This is a genomic window from Micromonospora inaquosa (assembly GCF_003857055.1).
GTDB lineage: Bacteria > Actinomycetota > Actinomycetes > Mycobacteriales > Micromonosporaceae > Micromonospora > Micromonospora inaquosa.
In genome coordinates, this window is record NZ_QGSZ01000216.1 from 48,488 (window position 1) to 55,349 (window position 6,862).

General features: G+C 70.7%; 5 protein-coding genes. 1 reads left to right on the forward strand and 4 read right to left on the reverse strand.

Annotated elements, in window-relative coordinates:
* Positions 1–4: 4 nt before the first annotated feature.
* Positions 5–166 (reverse strand): hypothetical protein, encoded by a 162-nt coding sequence (locus DLJ59_RS16695; protein WP_208648724.1) that lies wholly within the window; start codon positions 164–166, stop codon positions 5–7.
* Between the two features lie 122 nt (positions 167–288).
* Between DLJ59_RS16695 and DLJ59_RS16700 the strand changes: the two genes are divergently transcribed.
* Positions 289–1,314: an endonuclease domain-containing protein gene (locus DLJ59_RS16700; RefSeq protein WP_244236069.1), complete on the forward strand. Its 1,026-nt coding sequence runs from the start codon at positions 289–291 to the stop codon at positions 1,312–1,314.
* 68 nt (positions 1,315–1,382) lie between these two features.
* Here DLJ59_RS16700 and DLJ59_RS16705 read toward each other — a convergent pair whose 3' ends face one another.
* The 3 genes from DLJ59_RS16705 to ccrA form a co-directional block, all read right to left on the reverse strand.
* The gene (locus DLJ59_RS16705) at positions 1,383–3,518 is read right to left on the reverse strand and encodes a coiled-coil domain-containing protein (RefSeq protein WP_124773562.1); all 2,136 of its coding nucleotides are present in this window, start codon (positions 3,516–3,518) and stop codon (positions 1,383–1,385) included.
* Positions 3,519–3,695: 177 nt separating this feature from the next.
* Entirely contained in the window at positions 3,696–4,958 is a 1,263-nt protein-coding gene (locus DLJ59_RS16710) for a DivIVA domain-containing protein (RefSeq protein ID WP_124773563.1), read from the reverse strand.
* 300 nt (positions 4,959–5,258) lie between these two features.
* Positions 5,259–6,614 carry a crotonyl-CoA carboxylase/reductase gene (gene ccrA / locus DLJ59_RS16715; RefSeq protein WP_124773566.1) on the reverse strand — a complete coding sequence of 452 codons (1,356 nt, stop codon included), beginning with the start codon at positions 6,612–6,614 and terminating at the stop codon, positions 5,259–5,261.
* Positions 6,615–6,862: the final 248 nt, after the last annotated feature.

Genomic DNA, 6,862 nt, shown 5'->3' on the forward strand with positions numbered 1-6,862 from the left:
TGGCTCAGGCGGTCGGACGACGGGTCCATGACGTCACAACTTCCTTCATCAGCTTGATCGACTGGCGGCGGGACGACGCAACGTTTCTGATCATCTCCCGGAGCGCCAGCAGCGTAGCCACCTCATGGTCGCCACCGACCACGAGACCGTCAACCTGGTGTTCCATGTGTCCCACCCAACCACCGTCGACGCCTCGGGCCAGATTGAACGGTCCGGAAAGCCGACGGCACCACGGATGTCGACCAGACCCGTAGATCTTGGACAGTTTCCGTCACGCCCTGACGGAAAGTGTCCAAGATCTGGTGGTGTGGCGGCTTCCCGGCGGTGAAGGCTGTTCGGATGCTGCCCGCCGATGACGCCGACGCACTCGACTGGCTCGCCTTCGAGCAGGCGGGCGTGCTGACCACCGCGCAGGTCACTGGGCTGCTCAGCGAGGGGGCGGTGCGGGGCCGGATCCGCACCGGCCGGTGGCGGTCGATCTGCCGGGGGATCCTGCTGACCGGCAACGGCCGCCTGACCCGCGACCAGCAGCTCTGGGTCGCGGTGCTGGCCGCCGGACCGGGGGCGGTGCTGGCCGGGGTGACCGCCGCAGCCGAAGCGGGGGTGCGAGGGCTGCACCGCGAGCCGCTGCACGTGCTGGTGCCGGCAGACCGCCGTGCGGCGCGGACCACCCTGCGTCGACTGCCGATCGACATGCCGGCGGTCCTGGTGCACCGTACGACGGTGCTACCCGAATCACACCGCCAGCTCGCCCGCCCACCGCGCACCACGACGGCGCGGGCCCTGGTGGACGCGGCGGGGTGGGCGGCCGGCGTGGACGAGGCGCAGGCGGTGCTGGCCGCCGGTTGCCAGCAACGCCGGGTGCTGCCCGAGGAGTTGCGGGCGGTGCTCGACGTGCTGCCCCGGGCGCCGCGCCGGCACCTGATCGGGCAGACCATCGGCGACATCGCGGGCGGCGCGCAGGCGCTCTCCGAGATCGACTTTCTGCGGCTGTGCCGCAGGCACCGGCTGCCCGCCCCCGACCTTCAGGAGCACCGGGTCGACGCGGCCGGCCGCAACCGCTGGCTGGACGCGTACTGGCGACAGTGGCGGGTGCAGGTGGAGATCGACGGCGCGCACCACATGGACGCCAAGCAGTGGGCGGCGGACATGCGTCGGCAGAACGACGTCTGGACCAGCGGCGACCGGATTCTGCGTTTTCCGGCCTGGCTGGTTCGCGCACGTCCGGACGAGGTCGCCGACACCGTCCGCCGCGCGCTCATGGCAGCCGGCTGGACCCCCACCTCACCTTTGCGTCACCCGACGCAGAAGTGAATCTTGGACACTTTCCGTCAGCACCTGACGGAAAGTGTCCACGATCTCGAAGCTGGGGCGGGTGGCGGTCAGTCCTTGTCGAGGGTGACCTTGCTGGGCTTGGCGCTGCGCTCGTCGGTGGTCGGCTTACTGGGTCGCTTGCCGTTCTCACCGGTGCTAGTGATCTTGGTGGGCTTGGCGCCCCGGCCACCCTCGCCCGGAACGGCGGCCACGGTCGGCTCCCCGTCCACCCCGGCGCTCGCCGTCCCACCATCCACGGTGGTCACCGGCTCGGCCACCGGCCGCGTCGTGGACTGCCCGGACTCCTCCGCACCCGCGTTCACCGGCTGCCTGGTGTCGGCGGGCTCGGCCTTCAGCCCGGTGCCCGTACCCGATTCGCCAGCACCGGCGGCCGTGCCGGCGGAAACGCTCACGCCGTCGTCCCCGCCACCGGACCTGCCGTCGTCCCCGCCGGCGCTCGCGCCGGCCGGCGCGGTCGGACCGTCGATCGGGCCGGCGACGCTCTGCAACCGCAGCTCGGACATCTGACGCTGGAGATCGTCGGACTCCTGTCGGGCCTTCCAGGTCTCCTGCCGCAGATCCGCGAGCTGCTGCTGGGCCTGGGCGATCTCCAGCATCACCTGCGCCAACTGCTGCCGGCCCGCCGCCGACTCCTGCTGGGTCGCGGCCAGGTGCTGCTGGGTGGTAGCCAGGTGCTGCTGGGTGGTGGCGGCGTACTCCTCGAACTGCCGCCGGGACGCCGCGACATGCTCGTCGGCCTTGCGGCGCTTGTCGCTGGCCTCGGTCTCGGCCCGACTCAGCAGCTCGGCAGCCTCCGACTCGGACCGCTGGCGCAGCGTCGCCGCGTCCTGCTCAGCTGCCTGAAGGATGCCGGCCGCGCCCTGCTCGATCTCGTTCTTGCGAGCGGCGTACTCGGTCTCCAGCTCGTTCTTCCGGGTGGAGTATTCGGTCTCCAGCTCGTCGCGGCGGGCGGTGAACCCGGTCTCCAGCTCCTGCTGACGGTTGGTGAAGCCGCTCTCCAGCTCCTGCTGACGGCTGGCGAACCCGGTTTCCAGCTCCTGCTGGCGCGCCGCGTGCTGCTTGTCCAACTCGTCGCGGCGCTTGGCGAACTCCTGCTCGGCCGCGGACCGTCGCTGCGCCAACTCCCGGTCGGCCGTCTCCCGACGGGAGTTGACCTCCTGCTCCACCCCGGCCCGCCACGCACCCAACTCCTGCTGGGTCTGCGCCCGGGTGTGCTGCACATACGCCTCGGTCTCGGCGCGCATCCGCTGCACGTACGCCTCGGTCTCGGCGCGGCTGCGCTTCGCCGACTCGGTGGCCTGCGTCGTCAGGCGCTCGGCCTCCTGCTGCGCCTTCGCGCGGGTGGCCCGTCCCGCCATCGACGCGTCGTCGATGATCTGCTTGGCCTCCTGCTGAACCTTGGCATGGGTGGCCCGCCCGGCCTCGGTCGCGGTGTCGGTGAGCCGCTTGGCCTCCTGAAGGGCCTTGGCATGCACCTCCTTGGCGGCATCGCGCAGGTCGCTGGCCTCCTGCCGGGCGTTCGCCAGCGTCTCGCGGGCCGTCTCGCGCAGCTTGGTGGCTTCCTGCTGGGCCCGGGCGTGGATCTCCTTGGCGGAATCCCGCAGCTGGGTGGCCTCCTGCTGGGCCTTTGCCAGCGCGTCCTGCGCCGCCCTGCGCAACTGCGCCGACTCATCCTTGGCCGACCGCAGGGTCGCCTCCGCCTCGGCCCGCCGGGCGGAGCTGTGTCGCTCCTCCTCCGCGCGTCGGGCGGCGAGGGCGATCTCGAAGTCCTTCAGTGCCCGCGCGGCCTGCTCGCGGGCCTCCTCGATGATGTGCTCGGCCGCGGCGCGACGGGCCTCGATCTCCCCGTTCGCGTCGGTGAGGATCTGCTCGGCCTGCTCCTCGGCGAGGGTGAGGATCGACTCGACCCGCGGGCCGAGATGGCGGAACGACGCCCGGTCGACAACGTTCATCTGCTTGCGTACCTGGGTCAGGTCACGCTGGAGAACCTCGACCTGGCCGGCGAGCTTGTGGATCTGTGTGTACGCCTGTTCCCGTTCGGAAGCGAGGGTCGCGATCTCGTGCTCAGCACGCGCGACATAACGGTCGACCTGTTTCTTCTCGTACCCCCGCAGAGCGGACTCGAAGCTGGGCTCCGTCGTCACGTCCCCGCCAAGGGCGAACAGTTCCTCGCCGTGCGACATGCCCCCATCCTCACACGCAACGGGCCCTGCTGGGGCGATACGGACGGGCCTTGTGGGAGCTACTTCACTCCGTTGCAGGTGGCGGATACCACGGGCTGGGAAACGCATACGGCGCGAGGTGGCACCGGTTACCCGGTGTCACCTCGCGCCGTCGATGCCCCGACCTGACGCCTCGCGTCAGCCAGCGGTCTCCGCGGGCACCCGCTCCTGACCGCCGTCGTTCTTCTTGGCGTCCGGCTTGGCAGCCGGAGCGGCCTGCGCCGGCATTCCGGGAACGATGCCGGCGAGCCCGGAGAGCATCTGACCCAACTGCGAGGTGACCGCGTCCTTCTGCCGGGTGAGGTCCTCGACCTCGCGGCGGGCGGCCTGCGTGGTCAGCTCCGCCTCGGTGCGAGCCTCGGTGAGCAGACGCTGCGACTCGGCCTTCGCCTCGTTGAGGGTCTTCTCCGAGTGGGCCTTGGCCTTGTCGACCGTCTCGGCGGCGTTGCGCTCCGACTCGACCCGCCGCGCCTCGGCGCGCTGCTCGATCTCCTTGGCCCGCTCCTGCGCGGCCCGGGCCCGCTGCTCAGCCTCGCTGACCATCTTCTGGGTCTGCGCGACCTGGGCGGCGTGGCGCTCGGACTCCTCGCGCTCGGCCTTCTCCCGCCGCTCGGCCAGCTGAAGCTCGAGGGCCTGGAGGTCCTTGTCGCGCTTGTCGCGCGCATCGGTGAGCAGCTTGGTCGCCTCGGCGCGCTTCTCCTCAGCTTCGCGGGCGGCCTTCGCCCGCTGCTGGGTGATCTCCCGCTCGGCGGTGGCCCGGAGGGTGGCGACCTCACGCTCGACGGTCGACTTCAGCTCGGCCACCTCGTGGGCGGTGACGGTACGCAGCTGCTTGGTCTCACGGTCGGCGTCGGCGCGCAGCGTGTCAGCCTCGCGACGGGCCTGCACCCGGACCTCGGCGGCCTCGCGCTCGGCGGCCGTGCGCAGGTTGCCCGCCTCACGCTCCGCGCTCGCCTTCATGGCCGCGGCTTCGGCGCGGGCCTTGTCGGTGATCTCGCGGGCTTCGAGGCGGGCGGCGGAGAGGATGCCCTCGGACTCGCGCTTGGCCTCGTTGCGGTGGTCGTTGGCCTGCTCCTCGGCGAGCCGGAGGATCTGCTCAACGCGGGTGCCGAGCCCGGAGAGGGTGGGCCGGCTGTTCTCTTCGAGCTGCTTGTTCGTGTCGGTGAGCTTCTGCTCCAGCGCACTCATGCGCTGCTCGGCCTGGCGGAGCCGACGCTGGGCGTCGTTCATCCGCTGCTCGGCCTCGGCACGGGCCTGCTCGGACTGGGTCAGCGCGGCGGTCATCCGGCCGAGGAAGTCGTCGACCTGATGAGTGTTGTATCCGCGCAGGCCAACGGTGAAATCTGGCTGCGAGTTCGCGTTATCGAAGAACGCGAGAGGGGAGGACTGCTGCTGGGGCATTGGGACATACTGGCAGACGCCCCAGGGTGCTTCGCAAGAGCGGTGGGAAGCTTTCATGCCCTCTTTACATGGTCAACTCCCGCGATCGGCGAGGTTGGACCAATCGGCGATCTTGGCAGGTCCCGGCGGGTCGGACACCACGCAGCGTGACGCGGAAAAGGGCCCCGGGGGTTACCCGAGGCCCTTTGTTCGATCCGGGTGGCTTATCCGCTAATGGGGGCGGAAGAACAATGAACGATCATCGCAATGGCCATCCGGCGCTCCGCCGTCCGGCCGGGGCCCCGCAACCGGTCGCGCCGGTCAGTGACCGCGGAACCGGTTGATCGCGTCCTCGTGCCGGGCCCGTAACTCCCCGTCGCGTACGCCCAGCCCGTCGGTGGGCGCGAGGCAGCGCACGCCGACCTTGCCCTGGTGGGCGTTGCGGTGCACCTCGTACGCGGCCTGGCCGGTCTGCTCCAGGGGGTAGGTGCGGGACACCGTCGGGTGCACCTTGCCGAGCGCGACCAGGCGGTTGGCCTGCCACGCCTCGTGATAGTTGGCGAAGTGACTGCCGACGATCCGCTTGAGGTGCATCCACAGGTAGCGGTTGTCGTACTGGTGCTGGAAGCCGCTGGTGGAGGCGCAGGTGACGATGGTCCCGCCGCGCCGGGCCACGTAGACGCTGGCGCCGAACGTCTCCCGACCCGGGTGCTCGAACACGATGTCCGGGTCTTCGCCGCTGGTCAGTTCGCGGATCCGCTCGCCGAGGCGCCGCCACTCGTCCGGGTCCTGGGTCTCCTCGTCCTTCCAGAAGCGGAAGCCCTCGGCGGCCCGATCGATGACCAGCTCCGCGCCCATCCTGCGGCACAGCTCGGCCTTCTCCGGTGAGGACACCACGCAGACCGGGATCGCGCCGCCGTTGAGCGCCATCTGGGTGGCGTACCCGCCGAGGCCGCCGGACGCGCCCCAGATCAGCACCACGTCGCCCTGTTTCATGTTGGCGCCGTGGTGCGAGACGAGCTGCCGGTACGCGGTGGAGTTGACCAGCCCGGGGCTGGCCGCCTCCTCCCAGCTCAGGTGCCGCGGCTTGGGCATCAGTTGGTTGGCCTTGACCACGGCCAGCTCGGCCAGCCCGCCGAAGTTGGTCTCGAAGCCCCAGATTCGCTGCTGCGGGTCGAGCATGGTGTCGTCGTGTCCGGCCGCGTCCTCCAACTCGACGGAGAGGCAGTGCGCGACCACCTCGTCGCCGGGCGCCCAGCGGGTCACCCCGGGGCCGGTGCGCAGCACCACGCCCGCCGCGTCCGAGCCGACCACGTGGTACGGCAGGTCGTGCCGGCGGGTCAGCTCGGAGACCCGGCCGTAGCGTTCCAGGAACCGGAAGGTGGACACCGGCTCGAAGATGCTGGTCCACACCGTGTTGTAGTTGATCGCGCTGGCCATCACCGCGATCAGCGCCTCGCCCGGCGCCAGCTCCGGCGTCGGCACCTCCTGCACGTGCAGCGCCTTGCGCGGGTCCTTGTCCCGGGTGGCCATGCCGTCGAACATCCGGGCCTCCTCGGCGCGGACGACCACGCCCCGGTAGGTCTCCGGTACGGGCAGCCCGGCGACGCCGGCGAGTTCGCGGTCCGGATCGTTCGATTCCTCCGCCGCCATGATCGCTTCGAGGATGTCCTGCACGGTGACCTCCGGTTCGTCCACACCCGCGCGGGCCCGGGTGCTGCCATCGTCGGCGCCGGTGGGCACGACCGCCATGTCGGCATTCGACACATCCGGCACCGGTCGCGCTCCTGTGGGGCCGGACGTTACTGAACGGTAGCTAGGCCGGGAAGTCCTCTGTGAAAAACTGCATCCGCCGATGCGTGAAGGTGTCTAACCACCCCGCCAACCGCGCACGTCAGTGCGCGGTTGGCGGGGTGGTTAGACAC

Bases quoted from the DNA above. Each gene is read 5' to 3' on its own strand.
- DLJ59_RS16705 (WP_124773562.1), bottom strand. From the start codon at position 3,518: ATGTCGCACGGCGAGGAACTGTTCGCCCTTGGCGGGGACGTGACGACG.
- DLJ59_RS16710 (WP_124773563.1), bottom strand. From the start codon at position 4,958: ATGCCCCAGCAGCAGTCCTCCCCTCTCGCGTTCTTCGATAACGCGAAC.
- DLJ59_RS16695 (WP_208648724.1), bottom strand. From the start codon at position 166: ATGGAACACCAGGTTGACGGTCTCGTGGTCGGTGGCGACCATGAGGTG.